The sequence below is a fragment of the Kitasatospora sp. NPDC101176 genome (genome assembly GCF_044768035.1).
GTDB lineage: Bacteria > Actinomycetota > Actinomycetes > Streptomycetales > Streptomycetaceae > Kitasatospora.
On record NZ_JBIWPA010000010.1, the window covers coordinates 54,643 to 69,358 of the forward strand.

Annotated in this window: 16 protein-coding genes; 11 read left to right on the forward strand and 5 right to left on the reverse strand. The window is 77.3% G+C overall.

Features of this window, described 5'->3' with window-relative positions; translation table 11 throughout:
- The first annotated feature begins 14 nt into the window (after positions 1 to 14).
- The 3 genes from ACIRS1_RS16650 (at position 15) to ACIRS1_RS16660 (ending at position 1,631) form a co-directional block, all read left to right on the forward strand.
- Positions 15 to 605 (forward strand): isochorismatase family protein, encoded by a 591-nt coding sequence (locus ACIRS1_RS16650; RefSeq protein ID WP_387905484.1) that lies wholly within the window; start codon positions 15 to 17, stop codon positions 603 to 605.
- A 205-nt stretch (positions 606 to 810) separates the two neighbouring features.
- A complete protein-coding gene (locus ACIRS1_RS16655) occupies positions 811 to 1,278 on the forward strand; it encodes a DUF6325 family protein (protein ID WP_360209631.1) in 468 nt (155 codons plus the stop codon).
- Positions 1,279 to 1,352: 74 nt separating this feature from the next.
- Complete coding sequence (locus ACIRS1_RS16660; RefSeq protein WP_387905487.1) at positions 1,353 to 1,631, forward strand: SHOCT domain-containing protein; 279 nt, start codon at positions 1,353 to 1,355, stop codon at positions 1,629 to 1,631.
- An 80-nt stretch (positions 1,632 to 1,711) separates the two neighbouring features.
- Here the strand turns inward: ACIRS1_RS16660 and ACIRS1_RS16665 are convergent, their stop codons facing one another.
- Entirely contained in the window at positions 1,712 to 2,212 is a 501-nt protein-coding gene (locus ACIRS1_RS16665) for a hypothetical protein (RefSeq protein ID WP_387905490.1), read from the reverse strand.
- A gap of 88 nt (positions 2,213 to 2,300) precedes the next feature.
- Positions 2,301 to 2,822, reverse strand: a complete 522-nt coding sequence (locus tag ACIRS1_RS16670; RefSeq protein WP_360209637.1) for a hypothetical protein — start codon at positions 2,820 to 2,822, stop codon at positions 2,301 to 2,303.
- A gap of 408 nt (positions 2,823 to 3,230) precedes the next feature.
- Here ACIRS1_RS16670 and ACIRS1_RS16675 point away from each other — a divergent pair, with 408 nt between their 5' ends.
- Complete coding sequence (locus ACIRS1_RS16675; protein WP_402840132.1) at positions 3,231 to 5,906, forward strand: LuxR C-terminal-related transcriptional regulator; 2,676 nt, start codon at positions 3,231 to 3,233, stop codon at positions 5,904 to 5,906.
- 55 nt (positions 5,907 to 5,961) lie between these two features.
- Here the strand turns inward: ACIRS1_RS16675 and ACIRS1_RS16680 are convergent, their stop codons facing one another.
- Positions 5,962 to 6,162, reverse strand: a complete 201-nt coding sequence (locus tag ACIRS1_RS16680; RefSeq protein WP_402840134.1) for a hypothetical protein — start codon at positions 6,160 to 6,162, stop codon at positions 5,962 to 5,964.
- A gap of 667 nt (positions 6,163 to 6,829) precedes the next feature.
- On the opposite strand from ACIRS1_RS16680, the gene ACIRS1_RS16685 reads away from it, so the two are divergent.
- The 6 genes from ACIRS1_RS16685 (at position 6,830) to ACIRS1_RS16710 (ending at position 12,294) form a co-directional block, all read left to right on the forward strand.
- Positions 6,830 to 7,231: a DoxX-like family protein gene (locus tag ACIRS1_RS16685; RefSeq protein ID WP_402840136.1), complete on the forward strand. Its 402-nt coding sequence runs from the start codon at positions 6,830 to 6,832 to the stop codon at positions 7,229 to 7,231.
- On the forward strand, positions 7,228 to 8,205 hold the full coding sequence (locus ACIRS1_RS16690; protein ID WP_402840138.1) for a DUF3419 family protein: 978 nt from the start codon (positions 7,228 to 7,230) through the stop codon (positions 8,203 to 8,205). Before ACIRS1_RS16685 ends, ACIRS1_RS16690 begins: the two co-directional genes overlap by 4 nt.
- A gap of 92 nt (positions 8,206 to 8,297) precedes the next feature.
- Entirely contained in the window at positions 8,298 to 9,077 is a 780-nt protein-coding gene (locus tag ACIRS1_RS16695) for a DUF2071 domain-containing protein (protein WP_402840141.1), read from the forward strand.
- On the forward strand, positions 9,074 to 9,838 hold the full coding sequence (locus ACIRS1_RS16700) for a class I SAM-dependent methyltransferase (RefSeq protein WP_402840144.1): 765 nt from the start codon (positions 9,074 to 9,076) through the stop codon (positions 9,836 to 9,838). Before ACIRS1_RS16695 ends, ACIRS1_RS16700 begins: the two co-directional genes overlap by 4 nt.
- Positions 9,835 to 10,257: a hypothetical protein gene (locus ACIRS1_RS16705; RefSeq protein WP_402840147.1), complete on the forward strand. Its 423-nt coding sequence runs from the start codon at positions 9,835 to 9,837 to the stop codon at positions 10,255 to 10,257. Before ACIRS1_RS16700 ends, ACIRS1_RS16705 begins: the two co-directional genes overlap by 4 nt.
- Before the next feature lie 204 nt (positions 10,258 to 10,461).
- Entirely contained in the window at positions 10,462 to 12,294 is a 1,833-nt protein-coding gene (locus tag ACIRS1_RS16710) for a protein kinase (RefSeq protein ID WP_402840150.1), read from the forward strand.
- 16 nt (positions 12,295 to 12,310) lie between these two features.
- On the opposite strand, the gene ACIRS1_RS16715 is transcribed toward ACIRS1_RS16710, so the two are convergent.
- Positions 12,311 to 13,084 (reverse strand): alpha/beta hydrolase, encoded by a 774-nt coding sequence (locus ACIRS1_RS16715; RefSeq protein ID WP_402840153.1) that lies wholly within the window; start codon positions 13,082 to 13,084, stop codon positions 12,311 to 12,313.
- Positions 13,085 to 13,224: 140 nt separating this feature from the next.
- The gene (locus ACIRS1_RS16720) at positions 13,225 to 13,578 is read right to left on the reverse strand and encodes a DUF6401 family natural product biosynthesis protein (RefSeq protein WP_402840156.1); all 354 of its coding nucleotides are present in this window, start codon (positions 13,576 to 13,578) and stop codon (positions 13,225 to 13,227) included.
- A gap of 141 nt (positions 13,579 to 13,719) precedes the next feature.
- On the opposite strand from ACIRS1_RS16720, the gene ACIRS1_RS16725 reads away from it, so the two are divergent.
- Entirely contained in the window at positions 13,720 to 14,646 is a 927-nt protein-coding gene (locus ACIRS1_RS16725; protein ID WP_402840158.1) for an LLM class F420-dependent oxidoreductase, read from the forward strand.
- Positions 14,647 to 14,716 lie beyond the last annotated feature (70 nt).

Sequence of the window (14,716 nt, forward strand, 5' to 3'; positions counted from 1 at the left end):
CGAGGCGGTACCCCATGCCCACGACCACCCTGCGCACCCTCAACGGCCTCGACGAGACGCCCGCCGCGCTCGCCGACGCCACCCTGATCCTGATCGACTACCAGAACACCTACGTCGGCGGGGTGATGGAGCTCGACGGCTGGCGCGAGGCGCTGGACGAGGCCGCCGCGCTGCTCGCCCGGGCGCGGGCCGCGGGGGCCACCGTGATCCACGTGGTCAACGACGGCGGGGAGGGCACCCCGTACGACGTCCGCGCCGAGATCGGCCGGATCCACCCCGGCGTGGCGCCGGCGCAGGGCGAGCGGGTCGTGGTCAAGAAGGCCCCGGACGCCTTCGTCGGCACCGGGCTGGGCGAGCTGGTCGACGCCGCCGGGCACCGGGACGTCGTGGTGGCCGGCTTCATGACGCACATGTGCGTGGCCTTCACCACCGCGGGTGCCTTCCTGCGCGGCAACCGGCCCACCGTCGTCGCCCGGGCCTGCGCCACCCGGCCGCTGAGCTCGGGCGGCACCGGGCTGAGCGCCGAGCAGGTCCACCGCGCCGCGCTGGCGACGATCGGCGACCTCTACGGGGTGGTCGTCGAGTCGCCGGCGGACCTGGGCTGACCCGCACCGTGCCGCGGCCCGCCCGTCACGGGGGTCGGGCGGGCCACGGCGGCACTCGCGCGGTAAGGGCCGCGGCGCCCGGCCGGGGCCTCCGCGTCACCCGGTGCAGGTGATCCCCGGCGGCGCCGGGAGCCGTAGCGTCGACAGCAGAGAACCGGTCCGGCAGCGGAGCGGGCCGGGTGACGACCGCGGAGGGAGCGGTGCGATGTCCGAGGAGCAGGACGAGGAACTCAGGGAGATCGGGCCCATCGACTATCTGGTCGTGGAGTTCCCGGGCAACCGCATGACGGGCGAAGGGCTTCCGCTGCTGGTCGACCTCGTGGACCGGGGCATCATCCGGATCCTCGACTTCGCGTTCGTCCGCAGGGACGAGGACGGCAGCGTCCTGGCGATGGAGCTCACCGACCTGGACGGCGACGGGACCTTCGACCTGGCCGTGTTCGAGGGCGTGTCGTCCGGGATCCTGGACGCCGAGGACCTCGACGAGGCCGCGGCCCTGCTGGCGCCCGGCAACTCCGCCGGGGTGCTGGTGTACGAGAACGCCTGGGCGGGACCGCTCGCCGCCGCCCTGCGCCGGTCCGAGGCGCAGGTCGTCGCCAGCGGCCGGATCCCGGTCCCACAGCTGCTGCAGTCGCTGGAGGCCCTGGAGGCCCGGGAGCCGTCCGGCGGCTGACACCGCCACGCCCGCGTACGAGCAGGACGCACGCGGACGCGGAGCACGCACACGTACGAGGAAGGAGCTCGGTCATGCCGGGACTGTTGCGCGGAGTCGCGCGTACCGCGGTCGTCGCCGGGACGGCGACCGCCGTGTCCAACCGGGTGTCGCGTCGCCAGGCCGGCCGGTGGGCCGCCCAGGAGGCGCCGCCCGAGCCCGCGCCCGCCGCGCCGCCGCCGCCCGCGGCTGCGCCCCAGCCGGGGATGGACGACAAGATCGGCCAGCTGCAGCAGCTGGCACAGCTGCACGAACAGGGGGTGCTGACCGACGAGGAGTTCGCGGCGCAGAAGCAGCGGGTGCTCGCGGGCTGAGTCGTCGAACGGCGGATGACCGCCCCCGGCCGGACGGGCCGGGGGCGGTCATCCGCACGAGACGCGGAACCCGCGGAACCTCAGACGCCTCCGCCGTCTCCGCGCGGGGCGCCCGCGACGGGCGGCGGCGGCCCGGGGTCGGCCACGGGCGGTGCGACCGGTGCGCCGTGGGCGGTCAGGCCGTAGATGCCCACGACGTCCACGGCGATGATCGTCAGCGACCACAGCGGGTAGGACGGCAGGAAGGCCATCTGGACGAAGGCGTTGACGACCAGGGCCACCACGCCGGTCCAGCGCGCCCACTGCGCCCGCTGGACGAGGATGCCCACCGCGGCGGCGGCCTGGACGGCCGCCACGGCCAGGACGACCCAGCCCCAGATCCGCAGGTCGCCGAAGACGTAGTGGGCGTCGCCGATGAAGACGTGCGAGTTGGCGATGGCGGCGATGCCGTCCAGACCGTTGAACAGGGCCAGCAGCGACAGCAGCACGCCGGCGAAGACCACCAGGCCGGAGCCGGCCAGGTCGGACTCGGAGTAACTGATCGGGGGACGGGGTCCCCACTTCGGGGCGGTGGCGGCCATGGGTTCCTCCGGGGGTCGAGGGGGGTGCCTGCCGGTTTTCGGTTGTGCGACCGGTCTCCGCCGTCCGGGCCGGAGTCCGGTGGGTCGGTCAGTGCCCGACCGCCACCTTCGCGGCGACGATGAGCAGACCGAGGAGGAGGTTGACGAAGCCTTCGGCGACGACCTGGCGCCGGGACGCACCGGCCCGGTGCGCGCCCAGGGTGGCCCAGGCCACCTGCTGGGCCACCGCGACGCCGAGCGCCAGCCAGGCGCTGTCGCCGGAGCCGAGCCAGGGGCTGACCAGCACCGCGAGGGCCGGCAGCGCGGCCGCCTCCACGATGGACCACTCGTGCCGGCCCACCTCGCGGGCGTCCCGCCAGCCCACCGTGCGCCCGGCCTCGCGGTCCCCGGCGAGGCGGGCGTACACGTGGGCCAGCCAGAACACGACACCGGTGACCACCAGCAGCACGATCAGCGAGAGCCGCGGCATCGACGCGTTCACGCCGGAGGCGGCGATCACCGAGGCGGCGAGCAGGGAGCCGTACACGGCACCGGCGTAGTCGGTGCGCTGCGGGCCCCGGGCGCGGTCCCGGGCGGGCGCGCGGGCCGGTGACCGTTCCGAGTGGGTCAAGGTCGCTCTCCTGTTCCGGCGGGTGCTCCGGAGGGCCGGACGGGCGCCGGCGCGGTGCCGGTGGTCCGCCGGTGGTCGGTTCTCCCGGCCCGGGTCACCGGCCGGCCGGTCACCCCGCCCGCGGCCACCCGTTCGGGCGCCGGTGCGACGGGCCCTCTCCCGCGATCATGCGCCGCCGCCGGGCGGGCGGCTTCACCCGGATCAGGTGAGGCCGCCGCCCCGGCGGCCGTCACCGACTGCGATGGCGGTCGGCGGCCCGCCGGGGCTACCGTGGGTTCGGGTGGATCTTCGCCGGGCCGGCGGCGGTTCCACCCCGGGCGGCCCCCGCCCCGTCCGTTCCCCGACACCCGCCCCCGGCCGCGGAACCCCCGTGCCGAGGCCGTCAGGCGGTGGCTCCCGATGGTTCACATGCGCAGGACCCCGCTCCCGCCGGTGGAGCTCCCCAACGGCGACCCGGTGCTCGTCACCCGGCTGGAGCCCCCGCTGGCCCCGGCCGCCTTCCTCCGCCGGGACCGCCTCGTCCGGCGGCTCGACGAGGCCGTGCGGCTCCCGGTCACGCTGGTCAACGGACCGGCGGGCGCCGGCAAGACCCTGCTGGTCGCGGACTGGACCGAGCACGGCCGGCCCCCCGGGCGGCCCGCCTGGCTGACGGTGGAGGCCTCCGACGACAGCCCCGGCTGCTTCTGGTCGTACGTGCTCGCAGCCCTGCGCCACGCGGGGCAGCCGCTGCCCGCGCGCATCGGCGCACCGGCCGACGCCGACCGGGTCGAACCCTCCCTGCTGCTCCGCCTCGCCGACTGGATCGGCGGCCGCGACGAACCGGTCGTGCTCGTCCTGGACGAGTTCGAGCAGATCACCGACCCGCGGCCGGCCGAGCAGCTGCACGAACTGGTCCGCCACACCCGCGGCCGTCTGCGCCTCGTCCTGGTCGGCCGCACCGAGCCGCTGCTGCCGCTGCACCGCTACCGCGCCGAGGGCCGGCTCGGCGAGATCCGCGCCGCCGACCTCGCGATGCGGCTGCCCGAGGCCGAGGGCGTCCTGCGCCGGCACGGGCTGGACCTCGGCCCGGACACCGTCGCTGCGGTCCACGAGCGGGTGGCGGGCTGGAGCGCCGGACTGCGCCTGCTGGCCCTGGCCGCCCAGCACGCCGACGACCCCGACACCTACCTGAAGCAGATCGGGGCCGAACACACCGGCGTGCCGGACTTCCTGCTCGCCGAGGTGCTGCGCACCCAGCCGGCGCACACCCAGGACCTGCTGCTGCGCACCAGCCTCTTCCCGCGGCTGCACCCCGGGCTCGCCGACGCGCTCACCGGCCGGCAGGACGGCGGCCGCATCCTGGCCGGCCTGCACCGGGCCAACGCCTTCGTCGACCTGCTGCCCGGCGGCTGGTACCGGCTGCACCCGCTGTTCGCCGAGACGCTCCGGCTGCACCTGCACGCCGCCGACCCGGGCCTGCCGGAGGAGCTGCACCGGCGCGCGGCCCGCTGGTTCGACGAGGACGGGCAGCAGCGCGCCGCCCTGGAACACGCCGTCGCGGGCGGGGCCTGGGACTTCGCCGCCCGGCTGCTCATCGACCAGCTGGCCGTCGGCGAACTCTCCGCAGGCCCCTCCGCGGGCCGACTGCGCGCGCTGTTCTCCCGGATGCCGCCCACCGCGCACACCCCGGACGCCGAACTGGTCCGGGCGGCCGTCCGGCTCTCCGACGAGGACGTGGCCGCCGGTGTCCGGGCGCTGGACCGCGCCGAACCGCGGCTGTCGCCCGAGGACACCACCGCCCGGATCACGGCCGCCGGCCTGCGGGCCGGGGCGGGCCGGCTGCTCGGCTCGGCCGAGCTGGCCGGCGGCGCCGCCCGGCGGGCCCACCGGCTCGGGCGCTCGGCCCCGGCCGGGCCGCTGCACCGGCACCCCGAACTGCTCGGCCAGGCCGACGCCGACCTCGGCTCGGCCCTGCTCTGGGAGGGCCGGTTCGACGAGGCGGGGGAGGCGCTCGCCGCGGCGGCGGCCGCCCCGGCCACCGCCACCACCGCACGGCTGCGCCACGACAGCCAGTGCCGCCTCGCCCTCATCGACTACCTGCGGGGCCGGCCCGGCCGGGCGGAGCGCCGGGTCCGCCGGGCGGACGAGGAGGCGGACCGGTGCGGCCTGCCCGCGGAGGCCCGCACCGACCTCGGCGACGTGGTGCTGGCGGGCGCGGCGCTCGAGCACGACGACGTCGCGGCGGCCCGTGACGCGCTGCGGCACGCGGAGCCGTCCGGCGACCCGGTGCTCGCCGTCGGCCTCGGCCTGGTCCACGCCGACCTGCGGCTCGCCCAGGGGGACCCGGACGCGGCGCTGAGCGAGCTGGAGCGGACCAGGCGGCTCGACCTCGCCGAGCACCCCTCGCCCTGGTGCGCCGAGCGGCTCGCCGTCGCCGCCTGCGCCGCGCACCTCGCCGCCGGACGCGTCGAGGCCGCGGTGGACGCGGTCGCCGAGGTGCCCGGGGGCGCCCCGGACTCCGTCCTCGCGTCCTGCAGCGCCCGGCTGGCGGCCGGCCACGACGCGGACGACGCGCTCTCCCGGCTCGACCTGCTGCGCACCGACGCGGCGATCGGCAGCACCACCAGGACCAGGGCCCTGCTGCTGCTCGCCCGGGCCGGCGCCCCCCACACGGACGCCGCCGGGCCGCAGCTGCTGGCCCAGGCGCTCCGGGCCGCCGAACCCGAGCGGCTCCGCCGGCCCTTCCGCGAGTGCGGCCCCTGGGTCCGCCACCAGCTGCTGCGCCACCCGGGCCTCGCCGAGGCGCACCCCTGGCTCCCCGACGACCTGCTGCCGCCCGCGGGGCCGGCCCGCACGCGCCGGCAGGCCGTCGGTGAGGCGGCGCCGGGCCCCGCCGGGCCCGTCGACCCGCTGACCGAGCGGGAGCGCGACGTCCTGGCCCGGGTCGGGCGGATGATGTCCACCCAGGAGATCGCCGACGACCTGTTCCTGTCCCCGAACACCGTCAAGACGCACCTGAAGAGCATCAACCGCAAGCTGGCGACCAGCACCCGCCGGGAGGCCCTGCGGACGGCCGCCCGGATGCACCTGCTCGACGAGGAGTGACGGCCGCTCGCTCCTGCAGCTGCGCGCTCCTGTGGTCGGTCGTTCCCACCGCCGGTCACTCCTGCAGCCGGCGGAACTCCGTCACCGTCAGTCCGAGGGCCTGGCAGCGGTTCAGCAGCCCGTACAGGTGGGCCTCGTCGACCACGTCGCCGAAGAGCACCGTCTGGCCGGCGACGACCGTGCTGTCCAGCTCGGGGAACCCCTCACGCACGGTGATCTCCTGCAGCAGTCCGGCGACACGGATCTCGTAACGCACCGGGCCTCTCCTCCCTCCGGCCGGACCCCGCGGTCGTCCTTCGACCGTCGGACCCAGCCTGCGCCGCCCGGCCCGGGCCCCGCATCACCCCCGCGAGGTGACCGGGGCCCCGGCCCGGCCGGGCGGCGGGCCCGTCCGCCCGCGGCCCCCGCCGGTCACCCCCCGGGGGTGATCCGGGCACCCGCGCGCCGCTCCTACCGTGACCGGGCAGGCAGGTCCACGGCCCCGGCTGCCGACCCCGCCGTTCGCCTGGATCTCGTCGGGGGGTGCGGTCCACGGTGGGCCCGGTCGGGGCCGGCGCCGCCCTGCTGCTGCCGCGCGGCGCAGACCCGGGCTCCGGGCCGGCCGGCAGCCGGGAGGGGTGAGCGCCCCGGCCCGGTCGGGGGCGTGCCGGGCGGCGGGCCGGCCCGGGGCTGGTCCGATGGGGTGAGGCCCCGGCGACCCGCCGCGCACCGGCCGGTGCCGGGCCCGCCGCTGCTGGGAGGGTGACGGGCGGCGACCGAGCCCAGGGGGAGAGCCCCGAGTTGAACGCGTTCAAAGGCGTGCGCCATGATGATGCCGAACGGACGCTCCCGGCCGTGACCGGCGGTGCGGGGCCGTCCCGTGCTGCCCCGCCGCACCCCGGCGCCGTCGCGCCCCGGCGAGGCAGCAGGAGGAAGGGGGAGCCGTGACACCGTGGCAGAACAGGTTCGCCGCCGGGGCGGTGGCGCTGATGTGGGCCTACGAAGGGCTCTGGTGCAAGATCTGGCCGGGCCGGGCGGACCAGCGGGCCATCGTGGAGTCCGTGCCGCTGCTCCCGGGGTGGGCGGTGACACCCCTGCTGCTGGCCATCGGGGCGGCCGAACTGGCCCTCGGCCTCTGGGTGCTGACCGGCCGCCGGGCCCGCCTCGCGGCCCTCGTGCAGACCGCCCTGGTGGTCGGCTTCAACACCGGCGGCCTGCTCTTCGGCTCCGACGAGATCCCCGAACCCGGTCGGCTGATCGTCCAGGACCTCGCCTTCCTCGCGCTGATCTGGACCGTCGCCGCCACCCGGCACCACCCCGCCCCCCGCGCGGCGGTGACCGCGTGAGCGCCCCGACCCCCTGGGCCGACGGTCGGCTGCTCAGCCTGCAACCCCGCCGGCCTGGCCTGCTGTTCGGCCGGATGTACGAGGACCCCGGCGTCGAACTCGCCGCCTTCCCGGCGCCCGGCGCCCGCGTCCTGTGCATCGCCTCCGCCGGGGACACCGCCGCCGCGCTGGCCGCCGCCGGGCACCGGGTCACCGCGGTGGACCTCAACCCCGCCCAACTCGCCTACGCCCGGGCCCGGCTGACCGCCGGTGCGCCCGCCGCCACCGGCGCTGCGGAACGCCTGCTCGCCCTCGGCCGGGCCGCCGCCGCGACCGCCCTGCCGGCCTGGCGCCCGGCGCCACTGGAACGGTTCCTGCGCCTCGACGACCCGGCGGCGCAGGCCCGCCACTGGCACCGCCACCTCGACGGCCCGGGCCTGCGGCTGCTGCTCGGCGCCGCGCTCCGCCCGGCCGGCGCGCTCGCGGGCGGCCTGCACCCGGCGTTCCGGGCCGTGCTGCCGCGCCGCTTCGACACGGTGCTGCGGGCCCGGCTGGCCCGCGGCTTCGCCCGCCACCCCAACGCCGACAACCCGTGGGCCTGGCGGCTCCTGCTGGGCCGCGAACTGCCCGTCGGCGCACCGCTCGTCGCCGGACCGCCCGCCGGCGAGCTGCCCGTCGGCGAGCTGCCCGTCGGTGCACCGCCCGGCCACGACCAGGGCGGCGGCGCACCGCCCGTCCGGCTGCTCCGGGGCGACGTCCTCGGCCACCTCGCACGCTCCCCGGCCGGTAGCTACGACGCGGTGACGCTCTCCAACGTCCTGGACGGCCCCGACCAGGCCTTCGCCCGCCGGCTGCGCGCCGCCGTGCGGCACGCCGTCCGGCCCGGCGGCGTCGCGGTGCTGCGCAGCATCCGCGAACCGGGCCCCGCCGGCCCCGGCGCCGCCGCCGAGGACCGCTGCCCGCTGTGGGGCGTCGTCCGGGTCGTCCGCCTCTGAGGCTCCGGCGCAGCCCACCCGAACACCGGCCGAGCCCGCCCCGACACCGGCGCAGCCCGCCCGAACACCGTGACCGACCAACGGAGTCGACCATGCGACACCTCCTCCAGCGCCACCCCGTGCCGATCCGCACCCGCTTCGCGCACTCCCTCGTCCTCACCTACGCGCTGCCGCCCCGGCGTCTGGCCCCGCTGGTGCCGCCCGGGCTCGCCCTGGACACCTACACCGACCCGGCCGGCACCGAGCACGGCTTCGTCGCGGCCGCCGTGGTCGACACCCGCGCGCTGCGCCCGGCCGGGCTGCCGGCCCGCTTCGGCCGCGACTTCATCCTCACCGGCTACCGGGTCTTCACCCGCTTCCCCACCCCCGGCGGGCGGACCATGCGGGGCCTGCGGATCCTGCGCTCCGACACCGACAGCCGGCTGATGACCGTCGGCGGCAACCTCCTCACCCGCTACCACTACCGCCACGCCCGGATCGGCACCCGGGTGGTCGGCGACACCCTGGAGTTCAAGGTCCTCAGCGGCGACGGCCACGCTGACCTGCACGTGCGCGCCGACCTGGGCGGCGCCCCGGCCGCCCTGCCGCCGGGCAGCCCCTTCGCCGACGCCCGGGCCGCCCGCCGGTTCGCCGGCCCCTTGCCCTACACCTTCGAGTACGAGCCGCAGACCCGGTCGGTGATCGTGGTCAAGGCCACCCGCACCGCCTGGCAGCCCGTCCCGGTGAGCGTCGAGGTGCCGCGGCTGACCTTCTTCGACCACGGACCGCTGGCCGGGAGCCGCCCGGTGCTCGCCAACGCCTTCCACGTCGCCGACCTCGACTACGGCTGGGAGAGCGGCAGCCGCCGCACCCTCGAGGGGGCGGCCCGGTGACCGCCGCCCCGCCCGCACGGCGCCCCTCCGGCGTCCGCGAGGTGATCCGCTACAACTGGCCGCTGTACACGGCCGGCGTCCTGACCGCGGCCGGCGGCTGGGCGGCGGCCCGCCACCTGCCGGGGCCGGCCGCCGCGCTCGCCCGGGCCGGTGCCGCCACCGCGGCGGCCCACCTCCTCATCAGCACCCTCGCCACCTGGTGCGTCTACGACCGCTCCGAGCTGCACACCTACGACTGGCTGCCCGCGCTGCTGCCCGACGGCCCCGGCACCCACCTGGTGGTCTCCGCCGGGCTCGACGAGGTGAGCCGCCCGATCGCCGCCCGCCACCCCGCCGCGCACCAGCGCGTCGCCGACCTCTACGACCCGGCGCTGACCACCGAGGGCTCGATCCGGCGGGCCCGCCGGCACGTGCCGCCCGCCCCCGGCACCGTGCCCGCCCGCCCGGGCGAGCTGCCCGCCGCGACCGACTCGCTGGACACCGTGTTCGCCGTCTTCGCCGCCCACGAGCTGCGCCGCCCCGCGGACCGCCGCGCGCTGTTCGCCGAGGTCGCCAGGGCGCTGCGGCCGGGCGGCACGCTCCTGCTGGTCGAGCACCTGCGCGACGCCGCCAACATCGCCGCCTACGGCCCCGGGGCCTGGCACTTCCTGCCCCGGTCGGTGTGGCTGGGGCACGCCGCCGAGGCCGGGCTGCGGCCCGCCGCCGAACGCCGGATCGCCGGGCTGGTCGCCGCCGTCGCCTTCCGGAGCGCCGAGGGATGAGCGAACTCCTGACCGTGGAAGGCCAGTTGCGCCTGGTCGGGCTGGTCCTGGTCGGGCTCGGGGTGGGCCACGCGGTGCTGCCCTGGGCGGTCGGCTGGCCCGCCGACCTGGCCGGCACCACCCTGCTGACCCGCCAGGTCTCCTACGTCCACGTCTTCTTCATCGGCCTGGTCTGTGCCCTGTTCGGCCTGCTGCCGCTCTGCCTCGCCCCCGACCTGCTGGCCGGCGGCCGGCTGGGCACCGTGCTGCTGGCCGGTCAGACCGTGTTCTGGGGGCTGCGCTGGCTCTTCGAGTTCGTGGTGTTCTCCCCGAAGCTGTGGCGCGGCGACGCCCTGCGCACCGCCGCGCACGTCGTGCTGTCCGTGCTCTGGACGTGGGTGACGGCGGTCTTCGCGGCTGCCCTCTGGCAGGTGTGGTGAGCGGCGCCGGGGCACTCCGGCCCGGACCGGACGGTGTACGACCGGTCCGGTGACCGCCGCCCGTCCGCACCCGGGCCCAGGGCCCGGGTGCAGGTGCGGCGCCGACGGCCGCACCGGTGCGGCGACGGCATCGTGCGTACCCGGCCGCGTCGCTGGCCCCCGCCGCCGTCCGCGCGGTCGGTGGCGCCTCCTACGATGGCCGCCATGAACACAGCTGGGGCGGAACAGCGCCTCGTCGACGGCCGCTTCGAACTGCTCCAGCAGCTCGGTGGCGGCGGCATGGGCGTGGTCTGGCGGGCCCGCGACAACGCGCTGCACCGCGAGGTGGTGCTCAAGGAGGTCCGCCCGCCCGACCCGGCGATGGCCGCCGCCGACCCGGACGCCGCCCGCGAGCTGCGCGAGCGGGTGCTGCGCGAGGCGCGGGCGCTCGCCCGCCTCCAGCACCCGAACGTGGTGGTCATCCACCACATCGTCGACACCCCGGAACACCCGCACCCCTGGCTGGTGATGGAGCTGGTCAGCGGCGGCAGCCTCGCCGACCGGCTGGCCCACGGCCCGCTCGGCACCGCGGAGGCGGCCCGGATCGGGCGCGGAGTGCTGTCCGCGCTGCGGGCCGCCCACCTCGTCGGCATCCAGCACCGGGACGTCAAGCCCGCCAACGTGCTGCTGCGCCCGGACGGCACCCCGGTGCTCGCGGACTTCGGCATCGCCGCGATCCAGGACGCCACCGCCCTCACCGCGACGGGTGCGCTGATCGGCTCGCCCGAGTACATCGCGCCCGAACGCATCCGCGGCCAGGAGGGCAACCCGTCCTCCGACCTGTGGTCCCTCGGCATGCTGCTGTACGTCGCGGTCGAGGGGAGCCACCCGCTGCGCCGGGCGACCACCCTGGCCACCCTGGCCGCCGTCCTGGACGAGCCGCTGCCGCCGCCGGTCCGGGCCGGGCGGCTCGGGCCGCTGCTGTCCGCGCTGCTGGGCAAGGACCCGGCGCTGCGGCCGGACGCCGAGCAGCTCGACCGGGCCCTCGCGGCGGCCGAGTACGAGGCGGCCCACGGGGCGGGGGAGGGCGCGCCGTACCCGACCGGCACCGTGCGGCTCGGCGCCGGGCAGCCCGCGCCCCCCGCCACCGGCCCGTTCGCCACCGGTCCGATCACCGGGCCGTCCGCCGGCGGGTCCTTCGGCACCGGGCCCTTCGGCACCGGGCCGTTCGCCGGAGGTCCCTCCGACAGCGGGTCGTTCGCCGGCCGTCCGTTCGCGCCGCCGGCGGACCGGGTGCCCACCGGCTTCCAGGCCCCCGCGACGCTCCCGACCGGCCCCGGCCACCCCGAGCCGGCGGGCACCCGGAAGGCCCGGCGGAGGGTGCTCACCCTCACGGCCGCCGCAGTGCTGCTCGCCGGCGGCGGCAGCGCGCTCTACCTCAGCCAGGGCGACGCGTCCACCGGCCGGACCCCGACCGCCGGGACCACCCCCTCGGCCACCGTCGCGGCCCCGCCCGCCTCCGCGGCGCCCGCCTCGACGACGGCCCCCGGGGCGACGCCGGACCAGACGGCCCCGGCCTCCACCGCCGCGACCCCGGCCGCCCAGCCCTCGGGCAAGGTCAACCTGCTGACCCCGGACGGGGTGCGCCGGACGGTCGCCGCGCTGCAGCCCTACGCCGCCGGCGGCAAGGTGTACAAGCTCGTCGTCTACCCCGAGTACGCCACCGCCGAGGTCGCCGCCGCGGCCGGCGGAAAGCTCTACGACGACATCACCATCCGGGACGGCAAGGCGACCCGCTCCCCGGGCGGCACGCTGATCGGCGACACCAAGCCGGTCGACCTCGGGCTCTACAACTGGGACGTGATCCCCACGCTGCTCCAGCGCGCCCAGGACACCCTGAACGTCCCGAAGCCGACCATGCGGTACCTGATGATCGACCCCGACATGTTCGACGGCACCCCCAGCATCAAGGTCTACCTGGCCGACGACTACGGCACCGGCTACCTGGAGACCGACCCCAAGGGCGTCAACCGGCGCAGCTACCCGCGCGCCGGCTGACCGGGCCGGTGCCCCGTCAGCCGCGGGGCTGACGGGGCAGCGGGAGGGTGAGGGCCTCCGGCGAGGCGGCCGGCAGCGCGAGGGCGGCGGCGGTCTCGCCGGGCAGCGGGCGCAGCCCGAGCACCGCGGTGGCCAGCCGGGTGGTGGCGCGGTGCCAGTCGGGGATCCGCTGGAGCATCGCGTGGCCGCTGCCGGTGACGCTGTAGCCGCAGACCCGGGCGCCGGCGGCCCGGCTGCGGGCGGCGAAGGCCCGGGTCTCGGCGGGCGGGGTGATGCGGTCCCGGTCGCCGTGCAGGAGCAGCACGTCGCGCCCGGCGAGCTGCTCGCAGGGGTCCTCGGGCGGGCACCAGGGGGCGAGGGCGACCAGGCCGGTGACGCTGGGGTGCCCGCCGGCCTGCAGGGCGGCCCGCCCGCCCATCGAGTGCCCGATCAGGACGGTCGGCACCTCGCCCAGCTCCCGCGCCAGCTCGTCCAGTGCGGCCAGGGCGTCCCGGGCGGCGTCGGCGCGCCCGCCGTTCCAGCCCCGGTGGCGGTAGCGGACGGTGGCGACGGCCACCCCGGCCCCGGCGGTCTCCCGGGCCAGGGACCGCAGGAAGCCGTGCATCCGCAGCAGCGGCAGGTTGACCGGGCCGGGCCGGGAGAGGTTGTGCTCCTCGCCGCCGTGCAGCACGACGACCGCGGCGCTCGCGGCCGCCGGCCGGATCCGCCACTGCAGCGGCCGGTGCAGTGGCACACCGCCAGCCGTCGTGCCGCCGCCCACCGTCCGGCCGCCCACCGTGTCGCTGCTCATGGCCGCACCCTCCCGTCCTGCCGTCCGTCCCCGACCGTCACTGTACGCGTCGGCTCCGGCCCGCCGGTCGGGCCGTTCAACCGAGGAGGCCGGGCCGCGGTGCGGGGGTGCCGGGTGCGGTGATGCCGGGTGCGGGCCGGTCAGGCCTCCAGCAGGCGCTGCTCGCGCACCAGCCAGCAGATCGCCGTCAGCCGGTGCACCGCGTAGTCGTACCCCACCGGCTCCCGCCAGCCGATCTCGGCGAGCGCGTCCAGGAAGCCCACCGCGTAGTCCGAGAGCTCCGCGCGCTCCAGCGGCTGCGGCGCCAGCTCCGGCCCCTGCGCGTACAGCAGCTCGCGCAGCATCGCGACGTGCTGGTCGACCGCCGCGACCAGGCCGGGCTCGAAGGCGAGCTCGGCCAGCCGGGGCGTGAAGGCGGCGACGATGCCGGGCAGCGGGCAGGCCGCGGGCTCGTCGGGGGAGCGCCGGAAGGACTCGTCGGGGTGGGCGAACATCCGTCCACGGTAGGGGAGCCTTGTGGCGGATCGGCGCCCCGTGACGGTTCCGTGCTGAGAGCTTGGCCACCTTCCGGACGTTCCGTGACATGGCCGGTTCTCTGTGCTGAGCAGCGGGTGGTCCGTACCAGAATGGTCCGCATGGATCTTCGCATCTTCACCGAACCGCAGCAGGGCGCGAGCTACGAGACCCTCCTGACGGTCGCCCGCACCGCCGAGGACCTCGGCGTCTTCAGCGCCTTCTTCCGCTCCGACCACTACCTCAGGATGGGCGACGCCACCGGACTGCCCGGGCCGACCGACGCCTGGATCACCCTGGCCGGCCTCGCCCGGGACACCCGCACCATCCGCCTCGGCACCCTGATGACCGCCGCCACCTTCCGGCTGCCGGGCGTCACCGCGATCCAGGTCGCCCAGGTGGACGCGATGAGCGGCGGGCGCGTCGAGTTCGGCCTCGGCGCCGGCTGGTACGGGGAGGAGCACACCGCGTACGGCATCCCCTTCCCCAAGGAGCGGTTCGGGCGGCTGGAGGAACAGCTCGCGATCATCACCGGCCTGTGGAACACCAAGCTCGGCGACACCTTCGACTTCGCCGGGCAGTACTACACCCTGACCGACTCCCCGGCGCTGCCCAAGCCCGCCCAGGAGCGCATCCCGGTGCTGGTCGGCGGGCACGGGCCCAGCCGGACCCCGGCGCTGGCCGCCCGGTTCGCCGACGAGTTCAACCTGCCCTTCGCGTCGGTGGAGGACACCGCCGCCCAGTTCGGCCGGGTCCGGGCCGCGGTCGAGCGGGCCGGGCGCCCGGGCGACGCCCTGGTGTACTCCAACGCCCTGGTCGCCTGCGTCGGCCGGGACGACGCCGAGGTGGCCCGCCGGGCCGCCGCGATCGGCCGGGACGCCGACGAGCTGAGGGCCAACGGCCTGGCCGGCACCCCGGACGAGGTGGTCGAGAAGATCGGACGCTACGCCGCCGTCGGCAGCGCGCGGATCTACCTGCAGATCCTCGACCTGGACGACCTCGACCACCTGGAGCTGATCGCCGCCCGGGTCGCCCCGCAGCTCGGCTGAACCGTTCCGGCCCGGCCGGGCCCGGGCCGTCCGTACCCGCCCCGACCTCCGGCCTTTACTCGCCCTTGGG